26 protein-coding genes are annotated in these 22,854 nt (G+C 52.6%); 17 read left to right on the forward strand and 9 right to left on the reverse strand.

Translation table 11 applies throughout. The features are described from left to right. Positions 1-55: 55 nt before the first annotated feature. A complete protein-coding gene (gene crp / locus ACM615_RS22305; RefSeq protein WP_013573634.1) occupies positions 56-688 on the reverse strand; it encodes a cAMP-activated global transcriptional regulator CRP in 633 nt (210 codons plus the stop codon). A gap of 362 nt (positions 689-1,050) precedes the next feature. On the opposite strand from crp, the gene ACM615_RS22310 reads away from it, so the two are divergent. Then, the gene (locus ACM615_RS22310; RefSeq protein ID WP_112288612.1) at positions 1,051-1,458 is read left to right on the forward strand and encodes an OsmC family protein; all 408 of its coding nucleotides are present in this window, start codon (positions 1,051-1,053) and stop codon (positions 1,456-1,458) included. 1 nt (position 1,459) lies between these two features. Here ACM615_RS22310 and ACM615_RS22315 read toward each other — a convergent pair whose 3' ends face one another. After that, positions 1,460-2,371, reverse strand: a complete 912-nt coding sequence (locus ACM615_RS22315) for a LysR substrate-binding domain-containing protein (protein WP_129637642.1) — start codon at positions 2,369-2,371, stop codon at positions 1,460-1,462. 193 nt (positions 2,372-2,564) lie between these two features. Here ACM615_RS22315 and ACM615_RS22320 point away from each other — a divergent pair, with 193 nt between their 5' ends. Then, on the forward strand, positions 2,565-3,755 hold the full coding sequence (locus ACM615_RS22320) for an MFS transporter (RefSeq protein ID WP_431012556.1): 1,191 nt from the start codon (positions 2,565-2,567) through the stop codon (positions 3,753-3,755). Positions 3,756-3,770: 15 nt separating this feature from the next. Further along, positions 3,771-4,955, forward strand: coding sequence for an amidohydrolase (locus ACM615_RS22325; protein ID WP_095923781.1), 1,185 nt, complete (start codon positions 3,771-3,773; stop codon positions 4,953-4,955). Positions 4,956-4,960: 5 nt separating this feature from the next. Here the strand turns inward: ACM615_RS22325 and ACM615_RS22330 are convergent, their stop codons facing one another. From ACM615_RS22330 to ACM615_RS22340, 3 genes are all read right to left on the reverse strand, one after another. After that, a complete protein-coding gene (locus ACM615_RS22330) occupies positions 4,961-5,830 on the reverse strand; it encodes a phosphoribulokinase (protein WP_112288608.1) in 870 nt (289 codons plus the stop codon). Positions 5,831-5,973: 143 nt separating this feature from the next. Next, positions 5,974-6,219 (reverse strand): YheU family protein, encoded by a 246-nt coding sequence (locus tag ACM615_RS22335; RefSeq protein ID WP_112288607.1) that lies wholly within the window; start codon positions 6,217-6,219, stop codon positions 5,974-5,976. Further along, complete coding sequence (locus ACM615_RS22340) at positions 6,216-7,223, reverse strand: hydrolase (RefSeq protein ID WP_431012557.1); 1,008 nt, start codon at positions 7,221-7,223, stop codon at positions 6,216-6,218. The genes ACM615_RS22335 and ACM615_RS22340 overlap by 4 nt, the downstream gene beginning before the upstream one ends. A 100-nt stretch (positions 7,224-7,323) precedes the next feature. On the opposite strand from ACM615_RS22340, the gene ACM615_RS22345 reads away from it, so the two are divergent. Continuing rightward, positions 7,324-7,926 carry a LysE family translocator gene (locus ACM615_RS22345; RefSeq protein ID WP_112288605.1) on the forward strand — a complete coding sequence of 201 codons (603 nt, stop codon included), beginning with the start codon at positions 7,324-7,326 and terminating at the stop codon, positions 7,924-7,926. A gap of 69 nt (positions 7,927-7,995) precedes the next feature. On the opposite strand, the gene ACM615_RS22350 is transcribed toward ACM615_RS22345, so the two are convergent. The 3 genes from ACM615_RS22350 to ACM615_RS22360 form a co-directional block, all read right to left on the reverse strand. Continuing rightward, positions 7,996-9,051 carry a 5-bromo-4-chloroindolyl phosphate hydrolysis family protein gene (locus tag ACM615_RS22350; protein WP_129637639.1) on the reverse strand — a complete coding sequence of 352 codons (1,056 nt, stop codon included), beginning with the start codon at positions 9,049-9,051 and terminating at the stop codon, positions 7,996-7,998. Continuing rightward, positions 9,048-10,214, reverse strand: coding sequence for a toxic anion resistance protein (locus ACM615_RS22355; protein ID WP_374756906.1), 1,167 nt, complete (start codon positions 10,212-10,214; stop codon positions 9,048-9,050). Before ACM615_RS22355 ends, ACM615_RS22350 begins: the two co-directional genes overlap by 4 nt. A gap of 154 nt (positions 10,215-10,368) precedes the next feature. Further along, positions 10,369-12,285 (reverse strand): ABC transporter ATP-binding protein, encoded by a 1,917-nt coding sequence (locus ACM615_RS22360; RefSeq protein ID WP_129637638.1) that lies wholly within the window; start codon positions 12,283-12,285, stop codon positions 10,369-10,371. Positions 12,286-12,414: 129 nt separating this feature from the next. Between ACM615_RS22360 and kefG the strand changes: the two genes are divergently transcribed. From kefG to slyD, 4 genes are all read left to right on the forward strand, one after another. Then, positions 12,415-12,969: a glutathione-regulated potassium-efflux system ancillary protein KefG gene (gene kefG, locus ACM615_RS22365; protein WP_112288602.1), complete on the forward strand. Its 555-nt coding sequence runs from the start codon at positions 12,415-12,417 to the stop codon at positions 12,967-12,969. Next, positions 12,969-14,777, forward strand: coding sequence for a glutathione-regulated potassium-efflux system protein KefB (kefB, locus tag ACM615_RS22370; RefSeq protein WP_112288601.1), 1,809 nt, complete (start codon positions 12,969-12,971; stop codon positions 14,775-14,777). Before kefG ends, kefB begins: the two co-directional genes overlap by 1 nt. A 79-nt stretch (positions 14,778-14,856) precedes the next feature. Then, positions 14,857-15,060, forward strand: a complete 204-nt coding sequence (locus ACM615_RS22375; protein ID WP_013573660.1) for a YheV family putative zinc ribbon protein — start codon at positions 14,857-14,859, stop codon at positions 15,058-15,060. Between the two features lie 198 nt (positions 15,061-15,258). Then, positions 15,259-15,864 carry a peptidylprolyl isomerase gene (gene slyD, locus ACM615_RS22380; protein ID WP_112288599.1) on the forward strand — a complete coding sequence of 202 codons (606 nt, stop codon included), beginning with the start codon at positions 15,259-15,261 and terminating at the stop codon, positions 15,862-15,864. A gap of 71 nt (positions 15,865-15,935) precedes the next feature. Here the strand turns inward: slyD and ACM615_RS22385 are convergent, their stop codons facing one another. Next, a complete protein-coding gene (locus ACM615_RS22385; protein ID WP_112288598.1) occupies positions 15,936-16,154 on the reverse strand; it encodes a protein SlyX in 219 nt (72 codons plus the stop codon). Between the two features lie 293 nt (positions 16,155-16,447). Here ACM615_RS22385 and fkpA point away from each other — a divergent pair, with 293 nt between their 5' ends. The 9 genes from fkpA to ACM615_RS22430 form a co-directional block, all read left to right on the forward strand. Further along, a complete protein-coding gene (gene fkpA / locus ACM615_RS22390; RefSeq protein ID WP_112288597.1) occupies positions 16,448-17,308 on the forward strand; it encodes an FKBP-type peptidyl-prolyl cis-trans isomerase in 861 nt (286 codons plus the stop codon). Between the two features lie 264 nt (positions 17,309-17,572). Then, positions 17,573-18,295, forward strand: coding sequence for a helix-turn-helix transcriptional regulator (locus ACM615_RS22395; protein ID WP_165353118.1), 723 nt, complete (start codon positions 17,573-17,575; stop codon positions 18,293-18,295). Then, a complete protein-coding gene (tusD, locus tag ACM615_RS22400; protein WP_112288595.1) occupies positions 18,292-18,684 on the forward strand; it encodes a sulfurtransferase complex subunit TusD in 393 nt (130 codons plus the stop codon). The genes ACM615_RS22395 and tusD overlap by 4 nt, the downstream gene beginning before the upstream one ends. A gap of 22 nt (positions 18,685-18,706) precedes the next feature. Beyond that, positions 18,707-19,066, forward strand: coding sequence for a sulfurtransferase complex subunit TusC (tusC, locus tag ACM615_RS22405; RefSeq protein WP_113877162.1), 360 nt, complete (start codon positions 18,707-18,709; stop codon positions 19,064-19,066). Positions 19,067-19,079: 13 nt separating this feature from the next. Beyond that, positions 19,080-19,367 carry a sulfurtransferase complex subunit TusB gene (tusB, locus tag ACM615_RS22410; protein ID WP_112288593.1) on the forward strand — a complete coding sequence of 96 codons (288 nt, stop codon included), beginning with the start codon at positions 19,080-19,082 and terminating at the stop codon, positions 19,365-19,367. 143 nt (positions 19,368-19,510) lie between these two features. Further along, positions 19,511-19,885 carry a 30S ribosomal protein S12 gene (gene rpsL / locus ACM615_RS22415; protein ID WP_013573668.1) on the forward strand — a complete coding sequence of 125 codons (375 nt, stop codon included), beginning with the start codon at positions 19,511-19,513 and terminating at the stop codon, positions 19,883-19,885. A gap of 96 nt (positions 19,886-19,981) precedes the next feature. After that, a complete protein-coding gene (gene rpsG, locus ACM615_RS22420) occupies positions 19,982-20,452 on the forward strand; it encodes a 30S ribosomal protein S7 (RefSeq protein ID WP_005969574.1) in 471 nt (156 codons plus the stop codon). 96 nt (positions 20,453-20,548) lie between these two features. Continuing rightward, positions 20,549-22,663 (forward strand): elongation factor G, encoded by a 2,115-nt coding sequence (gene fusA / locus ACM615_RS22425; protein ID WP_013573669.1) that lies wholly within the window; start codon positions 20,549-20,551, stop codon positions 22,661-22,663. Positions 22,664-22,734: 71 nt separating this feature from the next. Then, a partial coding sequence (locus tag ACM615_RS22430; RefSeq protein WP_431012559.1) for a GTP-binding protein occupies positions 22,735-22,854 on the forward strand: 120 nt, incomplete at its 3' end.

Raw genomic sequence — 22,854 nt, forward strand, 5'->3', positions numbered from 1 at the left:
AGCTTAGCCCATAAAAAAGGCGCGACAGTATTCTGCCGCGCCGATTTTTAAGGGATTAACGTGTGCCGTAAACGACAATCGTTTTACCGTGTGCCGAGATCAGACTTTGATCTTCAAGCATTTTGAGAATACGTCCGACTGTTTCACGTGAACAACCGACGATTTGGCCGATTTCCTGACGGGTGATCTTGATTTGCATCCCGTCCGGATGGGTCATCGCATCAGGCTGTTTAGCCAGATTAAGGAGAGTTTGAGCGATACGCCCTGTTACGTCGAGGAAGGCCAGGTTGCCGACTTTCTCTGACGTCACTTGCAGACGGTTTGCCATCTGCGCGGAAAGACGCATCAGAATATCCGGGTTAACCTGAATCAGCTGGCGGAATTTTTTATAAGAAATTTCAGCCACTTCACAGGCAGTTTTTGCACGAACCCACGCACTACGTTCCTGACCTTCTTCGAAGAGTCCCAGCTCGCCGATGAAGTCACCTTGGTTAAGGTAGGACAGTATCATTTCTTTGCCTTCTTCATCCTTGATAAGGACAGCAACTGACCCTTTCACGATGTAGTAAAGCGTTTCGGCTTTTTCACCCTGGTGAATCAGCGTACTTTTAGAAGGATACTTATGTATATGACAGTGAGACAGGAACCATTCAAGAGTCGGGTCTGTTTGTGGCTTGCCGAGAACCATTTGCTATTATCCTCTGTTGTTATCGCTGCCCAAAATCACAGGGCTCAGAGTTCCCTGTACGGCACTTCATAAAAAAAGCGCCCTTTCAGCATATAACTCCCCAGAAATGCTGCAAGCGGGTGTCGGAGTGAAACAGCCTGATTATTGCCGTTATCACCGTGGGTTCTGTTCTTAAACCGCGAAAACCGTCACCGCAATTCACTGGAAAGTATGTTTCGGCTTTGTTTGTAGCACAGGTTTGCAATGCTGTCTTCTGTTGTCTCGCTTCAGCATGATGGCGATCGGGTTACGTTGCCAGATTTTAGGTGGAAGGGTACTCTGGGAGCGGAATTCGACGAGTTTATTCACCGGGAGAATAGTTCATGCACGCACGCGTAAAATGGGTAGAAGGGCTGACGTTTTTAGGCGAGTCAGCGTCAGGCCACCAGATTTCTATGGATGGTAATGCGGGCGATAAAGCACCCAGCCCGATGGAAATGCTGCTGATGTCCGCAGGCGGTTGCAGCGCGATTGATGTGGTGTCTATTTTGCAAAAAGGCCGTAATGACGTGCGTGATTGTGAAGTCAAGCTGACCTCACAACGCCGCGAAGAAGCGCCGCGCCTGTTCACGCACATCAATCTGCATTTTATCGTCACCGGTAAAGATCTCACCGATAAGATTGTCGAACGTGCCGTTAGCCTGTCTGCGGAAAAGTACTGCTCTGTGTCCCTGATGCTCGGCAAAGCGGCGACCATCACGCACAGCTTTGAAGTGATCAGCGTCGAATAAGTTACGACCAGTCATACGCGTGGCACTGGCTGCGCAATAAATCCAAAAATCGCCGCGCGGCAAACGTCAGCGGCGATTTTTGCGAGTAAAGCACGCAATATTCCGCCTGCGGCAGGGTATCGATATTGAGCACACTCAGCCTGTCCTGCAATCCGAACGGCGCTTTCATCGCCCGCGCCACAATGGTCAGATAATCAGACTGCAACACCATATTTAGCCCGCACACCACCGAATCTGTATGCACCGGCATTTCCGCTGCCGGCTGATGAAATCCTCCCATCGATACCCTGATTTGCTGGTAATACCCCATATCCGTTTCGGGCAACAGCCAGCGCGCATCCTGTAATTCCTCCAGAGTTGTGGAGCCTGCCAGCGGATGTCCACGCCGGGCGATAACGCAGAAAGGTGCGCTGAACAGTGGCTCACGTACCAGATCTTCCAGCGGAAATCCCGGCCCGGCGGTACCGACTGCGAAATCCAGTTTCCCTTCGCGCAGTGCAGGTAATAACGTGGAAAGTTGCCCCTCTTTGATCAGCAGTTTGGACTGCGGAAACTGCGTCTTAAATTCTCCTGCCAGTCCGGGAAAAACCGTCAGCGCCAGCAGCGATGAAAATCCAATGGCGACGGAGCCCTGCGAATATTGTTCGATCTGGCGAATTTCATCGGCGGCGCGCTCAAGCTCTTCGAGGATAAATTGCATACGCTGTGCAAATGCCCGCCCCGTTTCGGTCAGCGTCATCCCCTGATTGCCACGCACGATCAGCTGCGTATCGAGCGTTTGTTCCAGTTCACGCAATGTTCTGCTGACCGCCGGTTGTGACTGATTCAACGCCCGCGCCGCGCCGCGAATACTGCCGCTGCGGATAACCTGCTGGAAAACCTTCAGTTGCTGCAATTTCGGCAAATAGCGCATCACGATCCCTATCAGTAAAAAGCATCACCCGCCCAAAAATTGCATCTTATGGTCACGCTGTAAAGCTGATAGCGTCAGGATCGCGAAAAATAATATGTTGTTATTCAGTTGATTACGTGATGCATGTCGCATTTTACGATTCATCCGGCAGTGAGAAAATCTGACGTGGTGATAACAAAAAGGGATATCCGCTATGAAAAGTCGTTCCCTGATGATCTTCCTGCTATTTGTCGGTTATGCCGTGGTGTATATCGATAAAACAGTGATGGGCTTTGCGCTGCTGCCCATCGAGCGCGAATTTAATCTGCAACCTGAACAGCTGGGGTATATCACCGGCATTTTCTTCCTGGCCTATTCGCTGTTTCAGATCCCTGCGGGCTGGCTGAATGACCGGTTCGGCTACAAAAAAGTGCTCGGCATGTCGCTGTTCTTGCTGGGCGGCTTCGCGCTGTGTTTCGGAACGCTGGGCCTCAGCCTGGGATTGCTGGTCACGTTCCGGTTTCTCTCCGGCGTCGGCCATTCCGGCTATCCTGCGTCCTGCGCCAAAGCGGTAGTGTCTAATTTCGCAGTTGAGAAGCGAACCTTTGCGCAGTCGATTTTGCTGTCTTCCGCCGGACTGGCGATGACTGCCGGACCGCTGATTGCGGTTTACAGCCTGGATCATCTTGGCTGGCGCGGATCGTTCTCCATTCTCGGATTGCTGGCTTTTGCCATCGCCATAGCGATTGTGATTTTTGTGCCCAATCCGCCGGAAGCGCAAGCCCGTACCGGCGCGAAAACCGGTTATCGGGACTTACTGAAAAACCCGATTGTCCTGCTGCTGTTTGTCTCAATTTTCTGCATCAACATTCCGTCTTACGGCCTGATGGCGTGGTTGCCGAAATATCTGGTCCAGCAGCGCGGTATGTCACTCGACGTGTCAGGCATGGTGGTCGCGACCGGCGGGCTGGGTATCTGGATTTCTTCACTGGCAACCGGCTGGCTGGTCGGACGCTATATGCAGGGCAAAGAGCCGAAAGTGATTTTCTGCTGTGCACTGCTCAGTGCGTTGTGCATCTGGCTGGTCTTTACGTCGGCATCAGCCATAACGGCCGGGTTGTTCCTGTTCCTCGGCTACGTTTTCCTGATGGCGTCCTTTGTGACTGTCTTTACGCTGCCGATGAAACGCCTGCCTTCTGACGTCATGGGCGCGGCGATGGGGATCATTAATACCGGCGGGACTCTCGGCGGATTTGTGGCGCCGATTGCGATGGGATATCTCATCACCGCCAGCCACGGTTACCTTTCTACGTTTGTATTTCTGGCGCTGGCGATGGTGGTGGCCGGTCTGGCTATCCTGCCGCTGGCAATAAAACCTCGTGCGCCAATGCGCGATGTGGCTTAACTGAGGAGAAGAGTGATGACTTTTAATTTCGAAGCAATGCTGGCTGAAGTCAAAGCGGACGTCCTGCGCTGGCGCAGACATATTCATGCCCATCCTGAACTCTCTTTTCAGGAGCATAAAACGGCGGCGTACATTACTCAGCAACTGGAAAGTTTCGGCGGTCTGACCCTGACACATCTGACGCCCAACAGCGTGATTGCCGATCTGAAAGGGGCGCATCCGGGGCCGGTGTATGCGCTGCGGGCGGATATCGATGCCCTGCCGATTCAGGAAGAGAACGATGAACCTTTCTGCTCAACGGTCCCCGGCGTGATGCACGCCTGTGGTCATGATGCTCACACCGCAATGTTGCTGGGTGCGGCAAAAGTGCTGACCCAATGTCAGTCTGAGTTGCATGGTTCTGTGCGGTTTATCTTCCAGCATGCTGAAGAAGTGCCACCGGGCGGGGCACAGGAACTGGTGGATTTAGGCGTGCTGGATGGCGTTGAGAAAATCTTCGGCCTGCACGTGATGCCTAATTCTCCGACCGGTGAAGTGGGGCTGAAAGAGGGCGTGTTCTGCGCGTCCACAGATAACTTCGACATCACCATTACCGGCAAAGGCGGCCACGGTTCTATGCCGCATTTGTGTATCGATCCGGTGGTGATCGGCGCGGAAGTCGTCACCGCATTGCAAAACGTTGTGGCGCGCCGTATTGATCCGCTTCAGGTGCCGGTGCTGACTATCGCAACCTTCCAGACGGGCGAAAGTTATAACGTGATCCCGGAGCGGGTGAAGCTCGCCGGAACGCTGCGGACGCATCACAGCAACGTGCGCGAACAGGTGCCGCAGGTGATGGAGCAGATCATTTCGGGGATCACGGCGGCGCATGGCGCGACATACGAACTGCGCTGGACACGCGGCTATGTGAACGGTGACAACCATCCTGAGGCCTGTGCGATAGCGCGTCAGGTGATTGAAAAAACGCTGGGACCGCAGGCGCTGCGCGAAGTTACTCAGCCGCTGTTTGGCGGAGAGGATTTCTCTTCCTACCAGCAAAAAGTGCCGGGGTGTTTTCTGTTTATTGGCAGCGGGAATGAAAAAATTGGCGCGACTTACGGCGTACATAATCCGCGTTTTCGTCTCGATGAAGAGGCGTTACAGACTGGCGTCGCGCTGCATGTCGGGTTTATCCGTCAGTTGCTGATGAACGACGCCTGAGTCCGTTACTCGATCTTTTTCCCTTCCATCAGGCGCTGCACCAGCGGCGCCATAATCAGCTCCATCGCCAGCCCCATTTTTCCGCCCGGCACCACCAGCGTTTTGATGTGCGAGATAAACGAACCCTGCAACATCGCCAGCAGATACGGGAAATCAATGTCATCCAGCCCCTGGAAGTGGATCACCACAAAGCTTTCATCCAGTGAAGGAATGGCTTTAGCGGCAAACGGGTTGGAGGTATCGATAGTCGGTACGCGCTGGAAATTGATGTGCGTGCGCGAGAACTGCGGCGTGATGTAACTGATGTAGTCATCCATCGAACGCACCACGGAATCCATCACCGCTTCGCGGGAATGTCCGCGCTCGCCGGTATCGCGCACCAGTTTCTGGATCCATTCAAGGTTAACGATGGGCACCACGCCGACCAGTAAATCGACCTGCGCGGCAACGTCAATTTTGTCTGCGACAACGCCGCCGTGCAGCCCTTCGTAGAACAAAATGTCAGTCGGTTCCGGCAGCGCCTGCCACGGCGTAAAGGTGCCCGGCACCTGATTGTAGGGAACCGCTTCGTCATAAGTATGCAGATACTTGCGCGAACGACCGGTACCGGTTTTACCGTATTCGATAAAACTTTTTTCCAGCAGACCAAAGTCGTTGGCTTCCGGTCCGAAATAGCTGATGTGACGCCCGAGGTCACGGGCTTTGCGGATTGCCGCATCCATTTCAGGGCGGGTGAAATGGTGAAAGCTGTCGCCTTCCAGCTCAGCGGCACGCAGGCCAAGCTGCTGAAATATTTTACGAAATGCCAGGCTGGTGGTGGTGGTGCCTGCTCCGCTGGAGCCGGTAACTGCTATTACAGGATGTTTTGCTGACATAGTCGGGCTTACTCCATAAACGTCACGCCAGATTGCCCTTCTGGTCATTCAGGGCAGGCGGAAACAAAGCGCATAATTAATCCCATTGTTACCATAATTATTCGCTGAGGGACAGGCTGTCCAAATCCATTTTATGATCGTGTTTACCAGTCCTGCGGGTTTTCTTCCTGTCCGGCGCGGAACTGACCGCGCGGCATAATGTTCAGCGTTTCATGCAGTTCTGACCAGACCAGTACGATCTCGCCACTTTTCAGCTGACGTTTTACGTCGTCGACTTTCTGTTCCAGAGAACGCTCCTGCTCGCCGTAATCGGTGCCTTCGCGCAATACGAAGGATTCCACCACGCTGGTGAGCAGTTCGGCGTCCAGTTCCTGCCAGGGAATAATCACTTTGTTGGTTCCTTTGTCTTTGTTTCTGTTTTTGTTTCTAAAAATGGGGCGATCCAGGCCGGAATGCGCTGTTCCAGCCACATTTGCGGATGGCGTAAGCTGCCGGAGACGAAACCGACATGTCCGCCATGTTCAGTTAACTGATATTCCACGCAAGCCGGCAAATCCTCGGCTTTCGGGATCACTTCCGGCGTCATAAACGGGTCGTCTTTGGCATGGATAATCAGCAGCGGCGTCCTGACCTGTGACAGCAACGGCAGACCGCTGCAACGGCGGTAATAATCCAGCGCGTCGGTAAACCCGTGCGCCTTTGAAGTGATGGCATCGTCAAATTCACGAATGCGGCGCATGGCTTTCAGCTGCGCCAGCGTCACCGGCAACGTGCCCGGATATTTCGCCAGTTTGCGCGAAGCATTGCCTTTGAGCTGATCGAGAAGGTATCGCTGATAAATGCGCGATGAACCGCGCTCCAGCCGGTAAGCGCACGGCTCAAGCATCAGTGGCGCAGACACCACAACCGCCGCTTTAAGCGTACAGTTTTCGCCTTCCTGCCCGAGATAACAGGCCAGCATATTTCCGCCGAGGGATACGCCCACCGCGCCGGTCGGCACTTCGCCATAGGTTTCATTGAGCCAGCGAATGAAAAAACGCGCATCTTCGGTTTCACCGGAATGATAAATCCGCTGAAGTTTATTCGGTTCGCCGCTGCATCCGCGAAAATGCATCACGACGCCGAGCCAGCCTTTGTCTTTCCACGCCTGCAATAAGCCATGGGCGTAAGGGCTGTAGAAACTGCCTTCCAGTCCGTGAAACAAGATCATGCGCGGTTTATGACGCGCCTGTTCCGGGTCTTCGCTCCAGGCTAAATCGAGAAAATCTCCGTCCGGCGTATCGAGTCTTTGCCAGTGAGGTTTGAGTTTTGCATGGCGGCGCACCAGCCGTGGTAACAACGTCTGGATGTGAGGATTACTGGCCCCGCGCAGGGGACGAAAGGATTCAACCATAAGATGAATAAATTTCTCTTAAGAGGCTCTTGTGCGATCAATATCACGCTGTTAGCTTCAATGCTATCGCACATCTTTCGGGTCGGAGTACCCAAATTAAATGGAACTTGGTTTATTTTTTTCGATGCTCGGATTTTTATGGGTCGCTGCAATCACCCCTGGCCCGAACAATATGTTGTTAACAACATCTGGCGCTAACTTTGGTTTCTTCCGCTCAATCTGGCTGATGATCGGCATTATGCTCGGCATGCAGAGTATTTTGCTGCTGGTGGCCTTCGGCGTTGGCGGCCTGATCACGGTTTATCCCGCGTTACACCTTTTCCTCAAAATTGCCGGTAGCCTGTATCTGCTGTGGCTGGCGTGGAAAATTGCGACGTCGGCCTATGAAAAACTGGAAACTGGCGCACCGCCACCGAAACCCATCCGCATGTATCAGGGCTGGTTGCTGCAATTCCTCAATCCGAAAGCGTGGCTGATGGGGCTGGGCGCAGTGGCGAGTTTCAGTCTGGCGGGTGCGGCTTACAACCATTCGATTGCCGGTATCAGCCTCGGCATGTTTCTGGTGAATCTGGTTTCCGGGATTATCTGGCTCGGGTTCGGTACCGTCATTGGCCGCCTGCTGCGCAGTAAGCGTGCGTGGTACACCTTCAATATCGCGATGGGGATTCTGACCGCCGCCTGTGTGTTGCTGATCTGGCACTAAGTCGATCCGGCACTGACAAAAAAGCCCGCCGGGTTTATTCCGGGCGGGCTTTTGACTTTCAGCGGCAGATTATTTGAAGCCGTCGGTTTTCATCAGATTATCCAGCACACCCATTTCGGTATCCAGCTCAAGCTGATCGTTTTCCAGCAGCCGCTGGTGCTGCTGATCAAACATGCTGCGGATGTCTTTCAGGGTTTGCAGCGTCCGGGCACTGGTTGGTGCATCCCCGGCCTGCTGGCGGCGTAAATTCAGATCTTTGTCGATGAAGGTATTCACGGCAGGTAAATACCGCTGGAAGAAGCGGGTGGCCGGTGTGACATCTTTCGGATCTTCCTGCATACATTTTTGTATACGGCGCGCTGACGAGACGATTTCGGCGATCTCGCTGCGGATTTCCTGCGGGAAGTCGCTCAGCTCAGATTTGTTTTCCAGCTGCGTAATGTCCTGGTCGAACGGCCTGTCGGGAATATAGGATGTGGATTTTCTGACCGGTTTATCCTCCGTCCAGGCGTCTTCGCGCGGCGTGTCCACCGGTGTGCTTTCCGTTTTTACCGGTTCCCGGCGGCGTAACGGCACGGGCTGAATGTTGTCCACCGGCGCAGGGGAAGGCACGGCGCCGCGTTTTTCGATTTTGCGCAGATGGATCACGGAACCGATCATCACGATGACAAAGGCCACATAGAAAACAGCATAAGGCGCGAAGCTGTAAAATTCGGCATAGGAAATCAGGCCGATGAGCCAGGGCAGCAGCATCCCGGTCAGAGGGAAACGGTACTGCGTGATTAAGCTGAGCAGCAGTGCCGCAGTGGCCATCCAGAAAGGGATCGCCAGGGCATCGCCCGTGAAGGCCCAGATCGCGCCAATGATCACGCTGTAGTACAGGCTCAGGCGGTCATAGAGAAACGTATGAAATAACAGGATGAAGGACATCCACACCAGAACGGAAGAGGCGCCGCTCAGATCTTTCCTGACAACGCTGTCCGCCACGTTGAGATACCCGCTGGCGGTCGCTTTTCCATAGGCAATGGCAGCTATCAACAGCAGAAAATGGAGGAATATCTGCGCGCCCCGTGACTGATGATAGGTGGTGCTGAGTATGTCCGTGTTGTGATTGATTGCCCTCATGACTGCGCGGTCACTTTATTCTGTGAGCTATTTTCCGCTGCAATCGATGCCAGTTTGCTGCGCAGTTCCTGCTCCATTGCGCCCAGTTCTTTTTCCACTTCCGCGCGGCGGGTGCGGGCATTGCTGGCGATCTGCATGGTGTCTTCCAGTGTGCTCAGCAAACGGCCTTGAACATCCCGTAATGTTTCCACGTCCACAATCGAACGTTCCACTTCGGTGGCGGTTTCGATGCTACCGGTCTGCAACAACTCAGCATTGCGGCGCAGCATGGCATTGGTGGTGTCGGCGACATCTTTTTGCAGTCTGGCCGCCTGACGCTGGGAATTGAGCGACAGCGCCAGCACGATCTGGCTTTTCCACACCGGAATGGTGGTCAGAATGCTGCTCTGAATCTTCTCAGCCAGCGACTGGCTGTTGCTTTGCATCAGACGAATTTGCGGTGCGGTCTGGATGGACAGCGTGCGCGTCAGCATCAGGTCGCTCAGGCGGCGTTCGAAACGCTGAACACCTTCGACCAGATCCCGCACATTCTGGGCTTCCATCGCATCGCCGGAAGCCTGCACCCGCGCCTGTGCCGCCGGGATCACGTCGGACTGAATTTGCGCGATCTTCTTTTTGCCCGCCAGAATGTGCAGGCTGATGTCTTTGAAGTAATCACGGTTGCGGATAAAAAGCTGTTCCAGCGTGGCGATATTGCGCAGCAGTTCGGTGATGGTGTTCTGCAATTTTTCGGAAAGCGTATCCACCTGTCCGGCCAGCGTCTGGTATTCCAGTAACGTCCGCTCGACCTTGTTAAACAGTTTGCCGAGTAGCGGGACAGAGGCCAGCAGGCTTTTTTTCTGGTCGAACACTGTCAGGTCAATGCCTTTTACCTTGCTCAGCAGGTCGGTCAGTTGGGCACCCACTTCGCCCGTGTCTTTGGCGCGCACTTCCTGCATCAGCGATTCGTTAAAGCGCGACATGGCATTCAGGGTTTTTGCACCATAGGCAATCGAGAGCACCGGATCAGTAATGTCGATCTGCGCCGCAATCTCTTCAATTTTTTGTTGTTCTTCTGCACTGATAGCGGGGGTAGATTCACCGGCGTCGGAGGTCAGGTCGGTGGCGAGCTGGGATGATAAAACAGGTTCGGGCAAAGGTTGCGAAGAAGAGATGTCCGTCACGTCATAATCCTTTTAACTTTGGGCGGTTATCGATTGCACAATCGAAAAGATGAAAGGATTTTAACGCGCAACACGCATGACTGCCAGTGAACCCAGCGGGGAGAGATAAACCGCCATGCCTGTTACGGACGATGGCGATTTCAGGGAGGATCTTCTAGTCGAGATCAAACGCCTTCGACATGTCTTCCAGTTGTTCCTGTGCATCGAGCCAGGTCATTTCGGTTTCTTCCAGCGCGCCTTTGACTTTGGTCTGCTGTTGCAGACATTCCGTCAGTTCGGCTTTACGGCTGTTGTCGTAAATCGCGGAATCAGCCAGACGCTCTTCGATAGCCGCCAGCTCGGTACTCAGTTTTTCCATCTGGGTTTCGAGTTTGGTGATTTGCTTACGCAGCGGCTGGGTCTGATTACGGAAATCGGCTTCGCGACGTTTCTGGTCTTTACGCGACTGCGCGCTGTTAACGCCGCCGTCTTTGGCCGGTGCATCCTGCTGGCTTTCCTGACGCTGAATGTCCACCAGCCATTGCTGGTAATCTTCCAGATCGCCGTCGAACTGCTCCACCTTGCCGCCGTGAACCAGATACAAATCGTCGGTGGTAGAACGCAGTAAGTGACGGTCATGCGAGACGACAACCATCGCGCCTTCGAAGTCGATCAGCGCTTCGGTCAGCGCCTGACGCATATCGAGATCCAGGTGGTTGGTCGGTTCATCGAGCAGCAGCAGGTTAGGGCGTTGCCAGACAATCAGGGCCAGCACCAGACGCGCTTTTTCGCCGCCGGAGAAACGCCCGGTCGGATCTGTCACTTTATCGCCGTGGAAACCAAATCCGCCGAGATAATCGCGCAGTTGCTGTTCGGTTTCTTTGTTCGCCAGACGCACCAGATGTTGCAACGGTGAATCTTCAGCACGCAAAAACTCCAGCTGATGCTGGGCGAAGTAACCAAGCTTAACGCCTTTCGCCAGGCCGATATCGCCCTGAAGCGGTGGCATAGTGCCTGCGAGCAGTTTGATCAGCGTCGATTTACCGGCACCGTTACGGCCCAGTAAGCCGATACGCGATCCCGGCACCAGATTCAGTTTGATCGACTCCAGAATGGTGGTGTCACCATAACCGGCGCTGACTTTTTCCATGCGCAGCAGCGGATCGGGCAAACTTTCCGGCGAACGGAAGCTAAAATGAAAAGGATTGTCGACGTGTGCCGGCGCAATCAGCTCCATACGCTCCAGCATTTTGATACGGCTTTGCGCCTGCTTGGCCTTAGTCGCCTGTGCACGGAACCGGTCGATGTAGCTTTGCAGATGCGCCACTTTTTCCTGCTGACTTTCAAACAATGCCTGCTGTTGCGACAGTTTGGTCGCACGCTGGCGCTCGAAGGACGAGTAGTTACCGGTGTATTCGTTCAGCGACTGCTGTTCGATGTGCATAATTTTATCGACGATCGGATCGAGGAAATCCCGGTCATGGGAAATCAGCACCAGCGTGCCGGTGTAGCCTTTCAGCCATTTTTCCAGCCAGATGACCGCGTCCAAATCCAGGTGGTTGGTCGGTTCGTCGAGCAGCAGTAAATCAGAACGGCAAATCAGCGCCTGCGCCAGGTTCAGGCGCATACGCCAGCCACCGGAGAAGGATTTCACCGGCTGCTGTAACTGATTCTGGGTAAAGCCCAACCCGCTGAGCAGGCTGGCCGCGCGCGCAGGAATAGTCCAGGCGTTAATGGCGTCGAGCTTACCGTGCAGCGTGGCGATGGCATGGCCGTCATCCCGCTCGTTGGCTTGTTGTAATTGTGCTTCCAGCTGGCGGAACTCGCGGTCGCCGTCGATAACATACTCTATCGCCGGTTCGTCCAGCGCAGGCGTTTCCTGATTCACCCAGGCCAGCGCCCAGTTAGACGGAAACGTCAGGTTGCCAGCATCGGCGCTCATTTCACCTTTTAACAGGGAAATCAGGGTGGATTTACCGCAGCCATTTTTGCCCACCAGCCCGACTTTCTGGCCGGGATTGATGGTCGCAGACGCGTTGTCCAGCAGCACATTGGTGCCGCGTCGGATTTGTAAGGAGGAGAAAACAATCATAAAGCGCCGTGTTGAGAGTATGTTAAATTGTCATGATAATGATCTAAACAAGACGTATCGCGTCCCATTTTGTCTTTGCGAAGCATGGTAACGGAAAAACCGCACCCTGACGACGCTTTGGAGGTATTGATGTCGCAGCCACCAAAGGTTTTGCTGCTGTATGCCCATCCGGAATCGCCCGATTCGGTCGCCAACCGCGTTTTACTGCAACAAGCTCAACAGCTTGAACATGTCACCGTGCATGATTTGTACGCCCACTATCCTGATTTTTTTATTGATATTCATCGTGAGCAGCAATTGCTGCGCGATCATAAGGTGATTGTTTTTCAGCATCCTCTTTATACCTACAGTTGTCCGGCGTTGTTGAAAGAGTGGATGGATCGCGTGCTGGCGCGTGGTTTTGCCAGCGGGGCAGGCGGTAATGCGCTTAACGGCAAGTACTGGCGTTCGGTGGTCACCACGGGTGAACCGGAAGGTGCGTACCGGGCGGGCGGTTATAACCGTTATCCGATGTCCGACATTATGCGTCCGTTTGAGCTGACGTCTGCCATGTGCCATATGCACTGGATGACGCCCATTATCATTTACTGGGCGCGTCGTCAGAAACCGGATGTGCTGCAAAGTCATGCCGAAGCTTACGGCGAATGGCTGAAATCGCCGTTACCGCAGGGGGGAATTGCCTGATGGATGTTTCGAATATTCCCATGGCGATCCTGCTGTTTTTGTTCGCTGCCGTAGTGGCGGTGCCGGTGGCACAGCGTTTAGGCATTGGCGCAGTGCTGGGTTATTTGCTGGCCGGTATTGCCATCGGTCCGTGGGGCTTAGGCTTTATCCGCGACGTGGATGAAATTCTGCACTTCTCCGAACTGGGCGTAGTTTTCCTGATGTTTATCATCGGGCTGGAACTGAACCCCGGAAAACTGTGGGCGCTGCGGCGGCAAATCTTTGGTGTCGGCGCCGGGCAGGTGATCCTGACTGCACTGGTGCTCGGCGGTTTGTTGTATCTGACGAAGTTTTCCTGGCAAGCCGCGGTGATTGGCGGTATCGGGCTGGCGATGTCATCCACGGCGATGGCATTACAACTGATGCGCGACAAAGGCATGACGCGTAACGAAGGCGGTCAGCTGGGTTTCGCCGTGCTGCTGTTCCAGGATATCGCGGTGATCCCGGCGCTGGCGCTGATCCCGATTCTGGCGGGCGGTTCGGAAGGCAGCAATAACTGGGAGATGATCGGCCTGAAAGTGCTGGCCTTTGGCGGCATGCTGATTGGCGGACGCTATCTGCTGCGGCCGATTTTCCGGCTGATTGTGGCTTCCGGCGTGCGTGAAGTGTTTACCGCCGCCGCGCTGCTGGTGGTGCTTGGTTCGGCGCTGTTTATGGATACGCTGGGCTTTTCGATGGCGCTCGGAACGTTTATCGCCGGGATTTTACTGGCTGAAAGCGAATATCAGCACGAACTGGAAATCGCTATCGAGCCATTTAAGGGTTTACTGCTCGGGCTGTTCTTTATTTCTGTCGGCATGGCGCTGAATCTGGGCGTGCTGTATACGCATATTTTGCTGGTGCTGGCAGGCGTGATGATTCTGGTGACGGTCAAAGGCGCGGTGCTGTACGGGCTTTCCCGCATATTTGGTCTGCGCACATCGGTACGCTTGCAGTTTTCTGCCGTGCTCAGTCAGGGCGGCGAATTTGCTTTCGTGCTGTTTTCGGCGGCTGGCGCGCAGAAAGTGATTTCCTCGTCGCAGCTTTCGCTGTTGCTGGTCGTGGTGACGATATCAATGATGACCACGCCGTTGCTGATGCAGTGGGTCGATCGCATCCTGGTTCGACGTTACAACGACGGCGAAGAAAGTGATGAAAAGCATTTTGTGCAGGATGACGAACCGCAGGTGATTATTGTCGGGTTCGGACGTTTCGGACAGGTGATCGGACGTTTGCTGATGGCCAATAAAATGCGTATCACAGTGCTTGAGCGTGATATCAGCGCCGTCGGGCTGATGCGGACTTACGGTTATAAAGTGTATTACGGCGATGCGACCGAACTGGAACTGCTCAGGGCTTCTGGTGCTGAAAAGGCCAAATCGATTGTGATTACGTGTGATGAGCCTGCGGACACCATGACCATCGTGCATTTGTGTCAGCAGCATTTTCCTCATCTGAATATTTTGGCGCGCGCCCGTGGCCGTGTTGAAGCGCATGAACTGTTGCAGGCCGGTGTGGCGAATTTTTCCCGCGAGACGTTTTCCAGTGCGCTGGAATTAGGCAAAAAGGCGCTGGTCACGCTGGGTATGCATCCGCACAGTGCGTACCGTGCCCAACAACATTTCCGTCGTCTTGATATGCGGATGCTACGTGAACTGGTGCCGCAAAACCGCGGCGATGTGGCGCAGATTTCCCGTGTGAAAGAAGCGCGGCGCGAACTGGAGGATATCTTCCAGAGCGAAATGCACAACGAACGTCGTCAGCTTGATGGCTGGGACGATGACGAATAGTCCGGCTGGCGAAAAAATAATGTTGCCGTCTGAATGAAAAATGACCGGACGCAATGTCGCAGATTTCAGGAGAAGTAACATGGCTACAACCCGTAAACGGTTTATCGCTGGTGCGGTATGTCCTAAATGTAAGGCGATGGATACGCTGGCTTTATGGCAGGAAGATCAGGTCGAAGTGGTGGAGTGTGTGAAGTGCGGGCACCATCAGCGTCAGACGGATGCACAGGTCAGCAAGAAGCTACGGCCGGAAGAGCAGGTGATTGGTATTTTCGATCCGAAGTAGCGTTCTTGCTCGTGTTTTTTTATGCTGGTAGTACAGAGACGCGGATTTCCGCTACACTCTTCGCCAAATTTATCCGGTCGCACTTTTCAGGATGATCTCATCGAAAAGTGGCCGTCACTGAATTAGCCTTAAGCGAAGTTGCGTGCGTTATGAAACGCCCGCAGACAACAAATTGAGTTTCCAACGGTAGGAGTTATCATGAAAGTAGCAAAAGACCTGGTCATCAGCGTGGCATATCAGGTACGTACAGAAGACGGTGTGTTGGTTGATGAATCTCCGGTGAGCGCGCCGTTGGATTACCTGCATGGCCATGGTTCCCTGATCTCCGGTCTGGAAACTGCGCTGGATGGTCATGCCATTGGTGACGTTTTTGATGTGCATGTTGGCGCGAACGACGCTTACGGCAACTACGACGAAAATCTGGTTCAGCGCGTGCCTAAAGACGTGTTCATGGGTGTTGATGAGCTGGAAGTCGGTATGCGTTTCCTGGCTGACACCGATCAGGGTCCGGTTCCTGTAGAAATCACTGAAGTTGACGGCGACCACGTTGTTGTCGACGGCAACCACATGCTGGCAGGTCAGGATCTGAACTTCCACGTCGAAGTGGTGGCAATCCGTGAAGCAACTGAAGAAGAACTGGCTCACGGCCACGTTCACGGCGAACACGGCCACGATCATGGTCACGACCATGAACACGGCGAAGGCTGCTGCGGTGGTCACGGCCACGACCATGATCACGACCACGGTCATGATCACGGTAAAAAAGGCGGCTGTGGCGGTAACGGCGGCTGCGGTTGCCACTGATCACTTTGCAAGCAAAGCGATAAAAACGAAAGGCGCCGGAAAGGCGCCTTTTTGTTGCGTCAGAAACAGTATCAGTAATGCGGCGGAGGCGTTTCTTCCGACTGATCGGCAATCATTGATGGCTGGCTGGCGCGGAGTTTGTCTGTCAGCAGGCGCAGGTGATCGTGCAATCTGCTCATTTCCAGCTGATGCTGAGTGACGATCAAATTCAGTTCTTCAATCGTGATTTCCTGAAAAGCCAGCTTGTTTTCCAGCATCTCCAGACGTTGTTCAACGGTGTTTGAGTCCATAATCATTACCTCATTGTGCGGCTCAAGTTGATCAGGTTGAGCACTGACCGGAACCCCATACTCTATTGTAGACCGGCGATTCTACCCGTAAACCTGCTTAATTACCTGACCTCTGCGGCGCTTTATCTTTGACTCTTCATGAGCAGACGAAACTAATTGATGTAAAAAAGGTCTGAATATGACGCTAATGGCGTGTATAGAGATTGTTTTGTCGTGAGACGGACAGTTATAGTAACCGCCGAACTTTCGTAATTATTACCAGAGGTCATATGCTTCTGGTCCTGGAGAAATGGATGAAATCACTGTTTAAAGTAACTCTGCTGGCAACTACCATGGCGATCGCCCTGAATGCCACCCAGGTTATGGCTGCTGAAGCCACAGCACCGGCCGCTGCTGCACCTGCGCCAGCCGCTGCCCCTGCTGCAGCTGCTCCGGCAGCAACAGACACGACCAAGTTCAAAAGTGATGACGAGCAGGCCGCTTATGCTCTCGGCGCATCACTGGGTCGCTACATGGACAACTCCCTGAAAGAACAAGAAAAACTGGGCATCAAACTGGATAAAGACCAGCTGATCGCCGGTGTTCAGGATGCGTTTGCTAACAAAAGCAAACTGTCTGATCAGGAAATCGAGAAGACTCTGCAAACCTTCGAAGGCCGTGTGAAAGCATCTGCGCAGGCTAAGATGGAGCAGGACGCTAAAGCTAACGCTGACAAAGGCGACAAATTCCGTGCTGATTTCGCCAAAGAAAAAGGCGTGAAGAAGACTGAATCAGGCCTGCTGTATCAGGTTGAAAAACCAGGTGCTGGGGCAGCGCCAAAAGACAGCGACACCGTTGTAGTGAACTACAAAGGGACTCTGACCGACGGTACTGAGTTTGATAACTCTTATACCCGTGGTGAGCCGCTGTCTTTCCGTCTTGATGGTGTTATCCCGGGCTGGACCGAAGGCCTGAAACACATTAAGAAAGGCGGCAAAATCAAGCTGGTCATTCCACCGGCACTGGCTTACGGCAAAACTGGCGTTCCGGGGATCCCGGCTAACTCTACTCTGGTGTTCGATGTTGAACTGCTGGATGTGAAAGCGGCACCTAAGGCTGACCCGAAAGCAGCTGAAAAACCTGCCGAAGCTGAAGCGGCACCAAAAGCAAACTAAGTTGCTGTTGAGCTGTTGCAGAAAACCGTCGCTAAATGCGGCGGTTTTTTTTCGCCTTAAACTTTTCTTACAGGCCGCCCTTCATTTTATTGAGGTTACTCTATGATGATAACTTGACGCTTTTGTTTCCCCGGCATAACGTCACAGATCCATATAATCGCAAGGCCGTTTTTTCTGTGTCTTTGATACAGTAACGACCGTGGAATGATGAATAATGCGTCCTGACTCCCGTTGGAAGGCGCGATAGAGAGGGTGGTAGCTTCAATGTCTAATTCGCTTATAACTGGCGAAACCGGTGAACTGGATTTGCTGGACCAACGTCCGTTCAGCCAGGTCGATCATGAGATTTTGTCTTCATACGAGGCCGTGGTGGACGGGCTTGCGATGCTGATCGGTGAGCATTGCGAAATTGTTCTGCATTCACTGGAAGACCTGAAATGTTCAGCGGTCCGTATTGCAAATGGTGAGCATACCGGCCGTAAGATCGGCTCACCGATTACCGATTTAGCCCTGCGCATGTTGCATGACATGACCGGTGCGGACAGCAATGTGTCCAAAGCCTACTTCACCCGTGCGAAAAGTGGTGTGCTGATGAAGTCAGTCACCATCGCTATTCGCAACCGTGAGCAACGTGTCATTGGTTTGTTGTGCATCAACATGAATCTCGACGTACCTTTCTCGCAAATTATTCAGACCTTTATGCCACCTGAAACTCAGGAAGTGGCCTCTTCCGTAAACTTCGCCTCATCTGTGGATGACCTGGTAGCGCAAACGCTGGAATTCACCATCGAAGAAGTGAACGCTGACCGCAGTGTTTCTAATAACGCGAAGAACCGACAGGTTGTGCTGAATCTTTATGAAAAGGGTATTTTTGATATCAAAGATGCCATCAATCAGGTGGCAGACCGCCTGAATATTTCAAAGCATACCGTTTACCTGTATATCCGCCAGTTTAAAAGCGGGGATCTGGTGGGGAACGAGCGTTGAAACTGCGTTATTGCCTCCTGGTAACCGGTCCTGCTTACGGAACACAACAAGCCAGTGCGGCGTATCAGTTCGCACTGGCATTGATTGGCAGTGGCCATCAGCTGGACAGCGTGTTTTTTTATCGTGAGGGCGTTCTCAACGGTAATATGCTTTCGGCACCCGCGTCGGATGAATTTGATCTGGTCAGATCCTGGCAACGTATGGCGGCAGACCATCAGGTTGCTCTCAATGTTTGTGTGGCTGCGGCTTTACGTCGTGGTGTCATCGATGAAACAGAAGCCCACAATCAGGGACACGGCCAGACGAATTTACAAGCCGGCTTTGCCCTGACAGGGTTGGGCAGCCTCGCTGAAGCGTCGCTGACCTGTGATCGCATGGTGCAGTTCTGATGGGTTATAGCAGGGACAGGCAATGAAAAAGATAGCGTTCGTGTTCACTCAGGGACCGCACGGCACGTCAGCGGGAAGAGAAGGCCTTGATGCGCTGCTGGCTACGTCAGCTCTGACCGAGGATATCGGCGTGTTTTTTATGGCTGACGGTGTTTTTCAGCTCATGCCGGCACAACAACCCGAAAAAATTCTCGCCCGTAATTATATTGCCACATTCGGTGTGTTATCACTTTACGACGTCGATCAGTGCTTTGTCTGTGAAGACTCGCTGAAGTCACGTGGTTTATCTGCGGGACATGAATGGGTGCTGGATGTCGAGCCGTTGTCTGCGAGTGAAATTCGCGGACGACTGGCCAGTTTTGATGTGGTGATGACGTTTTAAATCAGGAAATTCCATGCTTTTTACTCTTGCCCGTTCCCCGCAACAATGTGATTTCTCATTGATTGTTAAGCTGGTCGCTCAGGAAGATGCACTTTTGCTGATGCAGGATGGCGTACTGGCTGCGCTTGATGGCAGTGAGGCATGTAATCTGCTCAGCCAGCATGTTCAGTCGATTTATGTCCTCAGCGAGGATCTGGCGGCCAGAGGATTGGTTGGTCAAATTTCACACAAAATTACATTGATCGACTATACTGGATTCGTCGCGCTGACTGAGAAACACACCCAGCAAACAGCATGGTGATTCACTGATCTGCTGTATATTTCTTGACACCCTCTTAGGTCAGCCCTAAAATTCTGCGTCCCCATATTAGCTAATGCTTTTTATGGGGCGATTTATCACGCGTTTACAAAGTAGTTTATGAACCAAAATCCAGGAGCTTTTTAATGGCAACAATTAATCAGCTGGTACGCAAACCACGCTCTACGAAGGTTGCTAAAAGCAACGTTCCAGCGCTGGAAGCTTGCCCGCAGAAACGTGGCGTATGTACTCGTGTATATACTACCACTCCTAAAAAACCAAACTCCGCACTGCGTAAAGTATGCCGTGTGCGTTTGACTAACGGTTTTGAAGTTACCTCCTACATCGGCGGTGAAGGTCATAACCTGCAGGAACACTCCGTGATCCTGATCCGTGGCGGTCGTGTAAAAGACTTGCCAGGTGTGCGTTATCACACCGTCCGTGGCGCACTGGACTGTTCAGGCGTTAAGGATCGTAAGCAATCTCGTTCTAAATACGGCGTTAAAAAGCCGAAGTCTTAATGGTTCTCCGTTAAGTAAGGCCAAACATTTTCACTTTACTGTCAAAATAAACTCTTAGAGTTTTGGACAATCCTGAATTAACAACGGAGTATTTCCATGCCACGTCGTCGCGTCATTGGTCAACGTAAAATCCTGCCAGATCCTAAGTTCGGATCCGAACTGCTGGCAAAATTCGTCAACATTCTGATGGTAGATGGTAAAAAATCTACTGCAGAAGCAATCGTCTACACTGCTCTTGAGACCCTGGCTCAACGTAGCGGTAAAGGCCACCTGGAAGCTTTCGAAGTCGCTCTGGACAACGTTCGTCCGACTGTCGAAGTTAAGTCCCGCCGCGTAGGTGGTTCTACTTATCAGGTTCCAGTTGAAGTCCGTCCGGTTCGTCGTAATGCTCTGGCAATGCGTTGGATCGTTGAAGCTGCTCGTAAACGCGGTGATAAATCCATGGCTCTCCGCCTGGCGAACGAACTTTCTGATGCTGCAGAGAACAAAGGTACTGCAGTTAAGAAACGTGAAGACGTTCACCGTATGGCTGAAGCCAACAAGGCGTTCGCGCACTACCGCTGGTAATCACTTCGCAGTAGTTATGCTAACCAAGCGGGCGCTTCAAGAAGCCAACCCGCTTGGGTTAACTGAACTTGAACGTCCTAGTTATAGAGGAATCAAATGGCTCGTAAAACACCCATTGAGCGCTACCGTAACATTGGTATCAGTGCTCACATCGACGCCGGTAAGACAACCACTACCGAACGTGTTCTGTTCTACACCGGTGTAAACCACAAAATCGGTGAAGTGCATGATGGCGCAGCCACCATGGACTGGATGGAGCAGGAGCAGGAACGTGGTATTACCATCACGTCCGCTGCGACCACCTGTTTCTGGTCAGGTATGGCTAAGCAGTTCGAACCACACCACATCAACATCATCGACACCCCAGGGCACGTTGACTTCACCATCGAAGTTGAACGTTCCATGCGTGTTCTTGATGGCGCGGTAATGGTTTACTGTGCTGTTGGTGGTGTTCAGCCACAGTCTGAGACCGTATGGCGTCAGGCAAACAAATATAAAGTTCCTCGTATCGCGTTCGTTAACAAAATGGACCGTATGGGTGCTAACTTCCTGAAAGTTGTTGATCAGATTGAAAAACGTCTGGGCGCAACTCCGGTGCCACTGCAACTGGCAATCGGCGCGGAAGAGAAATTCACCGGTGTTGTTGACCTGGTGAAGATGAAAGCTATCAACTGGAACGAAGCTGATCAGGGCGTTACCTTCGAATACGAAGAAATCCCTGCAAACATGCAAGAACTGGCTGAAGAATGGCGTCAGAAACTGGTTGAGGCCGCTGCTGAAGGCTCTGATGAGCTGATGGAGAAATTCTTTGGTGGCGAAGAGCTGACTGAAGAAGAGATCAAAACTTCTCTGCGTAAGCGCGTTCTGAACAACGAAATCATCCTGGTTACCTGTGGTTCTGCGTTTAAAAACAAAGGCGTACAGGCAATGCTGGATGCTGTTGTTGAGTATCTGCCAGCACCAACTGACGTTGAAGCTATCAACGGTCTGTTGGATGACGGTAAAGACACTCCGGCAGTTCGCCATTCTGACGATTCAGAGCCGTTCTCTGCTCTGGCGTTCAAAATCGCTACTGACCCATTCGTGGGTAACTTGACGTTCTTCCGTGTTTATTCCGGTCTCGTCAATTCAGGTGACACTGTATTTAACCCAGTGAAATCTCAGCGTGAACGTCTGGGTCGTATCGTTCAGATGCACGCTAACAAGCGTGAAGAAATTAAAGAAGTTCGTGCAGGCGATATCGCTGCAGCGATCGGTCTGAAAGACGTGACTACAGGTGATACCCTGTGTGATCCAGATAACGTGATTATCCTGGAACGCATGGAATTCCCTGAGCCGGTAATCTCCGTTGCGGTAGAACCAAAAACCAAAGCTGACCAGGAAAAAATGGGTCTGGCTCTGGGCCGTCTGGCGAAAGAAGACCCATCATTCCGCGTTTGGACTGATGAAGAGTCTGGTCAGACAATCATCGCAGGTATGGGTGAGCTTCACCTGGATATCCTGGTTGACCGTATGCGTCGTGAATTTAACGTTGAAGCTAACGTCGGTAAGCCGCAGGTTGCATACCGTGAAGCTATCCGCGCTAAAGTTACCGATGTTGAAGGTAAACACGCTAAGCAGTCTGGTGGTCGCGGTCAGTATGGTCACGTTGTGATCGACATGTACCCATTAGAACCTGGCACAAATCCGAAAGGATATGAGTTTGTCAACGAAATCAAAGGCGGTGTAATTCCTGGTGAATTCATCGGCGCGATTGACAAAGGCATCCAGGAACAGCTGAAGTCTGGTCCACTGGCCGGTTACCCGGTAGTAGATCTGGGCGTGCGTCTGCACTTCGGTTCTTACCATGACGTCGACTCCTCCGAGCTGGCGTTTAAACTGGCCGCTTCTATCGCCTTCAAAGATGGCTTTAAGAAAGCGAAACCAGTTCTGCTTGAGCCGATCATGAAGGTTGAAGTAGAGACTCCGGAAGAGAACACTGGTGACGTCATCGGTGACCTTAGCCGTCGTCGTGGTATGCTGAAAGGCCAAGAATCTAACGCTACTGGCGTTGTGATTCATGCTGAAGTTCCTCTTTCCGAAATGTTCGGTTATGCGACTCAGCTGCGTTCACTGACCAAAGGCCGTGCATCTTACTCCATGGAATTCCTGAAGTATGATGATGCGCCAAATAACGTGGCCCTGGCCGTTATTGAAGCTCGTGGCAAATAAGCCACAGTTTTAAACACAATGATCCCGTGCTCTCTCTATGAAGGGAGAGCACAAGAGTAAGGAATATAGCCGTGTCTAAAGAAAAATTTGAACGTAACAAACCGCACGTCAACGTTGGTACTATCGGCCACGTCGACCACGGTAAAACTACCCTGACTGCAGCAATCACTACCGTTCTGGCTAAAACCTAC

This window comes from Rahnella sp. PAMC25617 (assembly GCF_050606005.1).
GTDB classification, from domain to species: Bacteria; Pseudomonadota; Gammaproteobacteria; order Enterobacterales; family Enterobacteriaceae; genus Rahnella; species Rahnella variigena.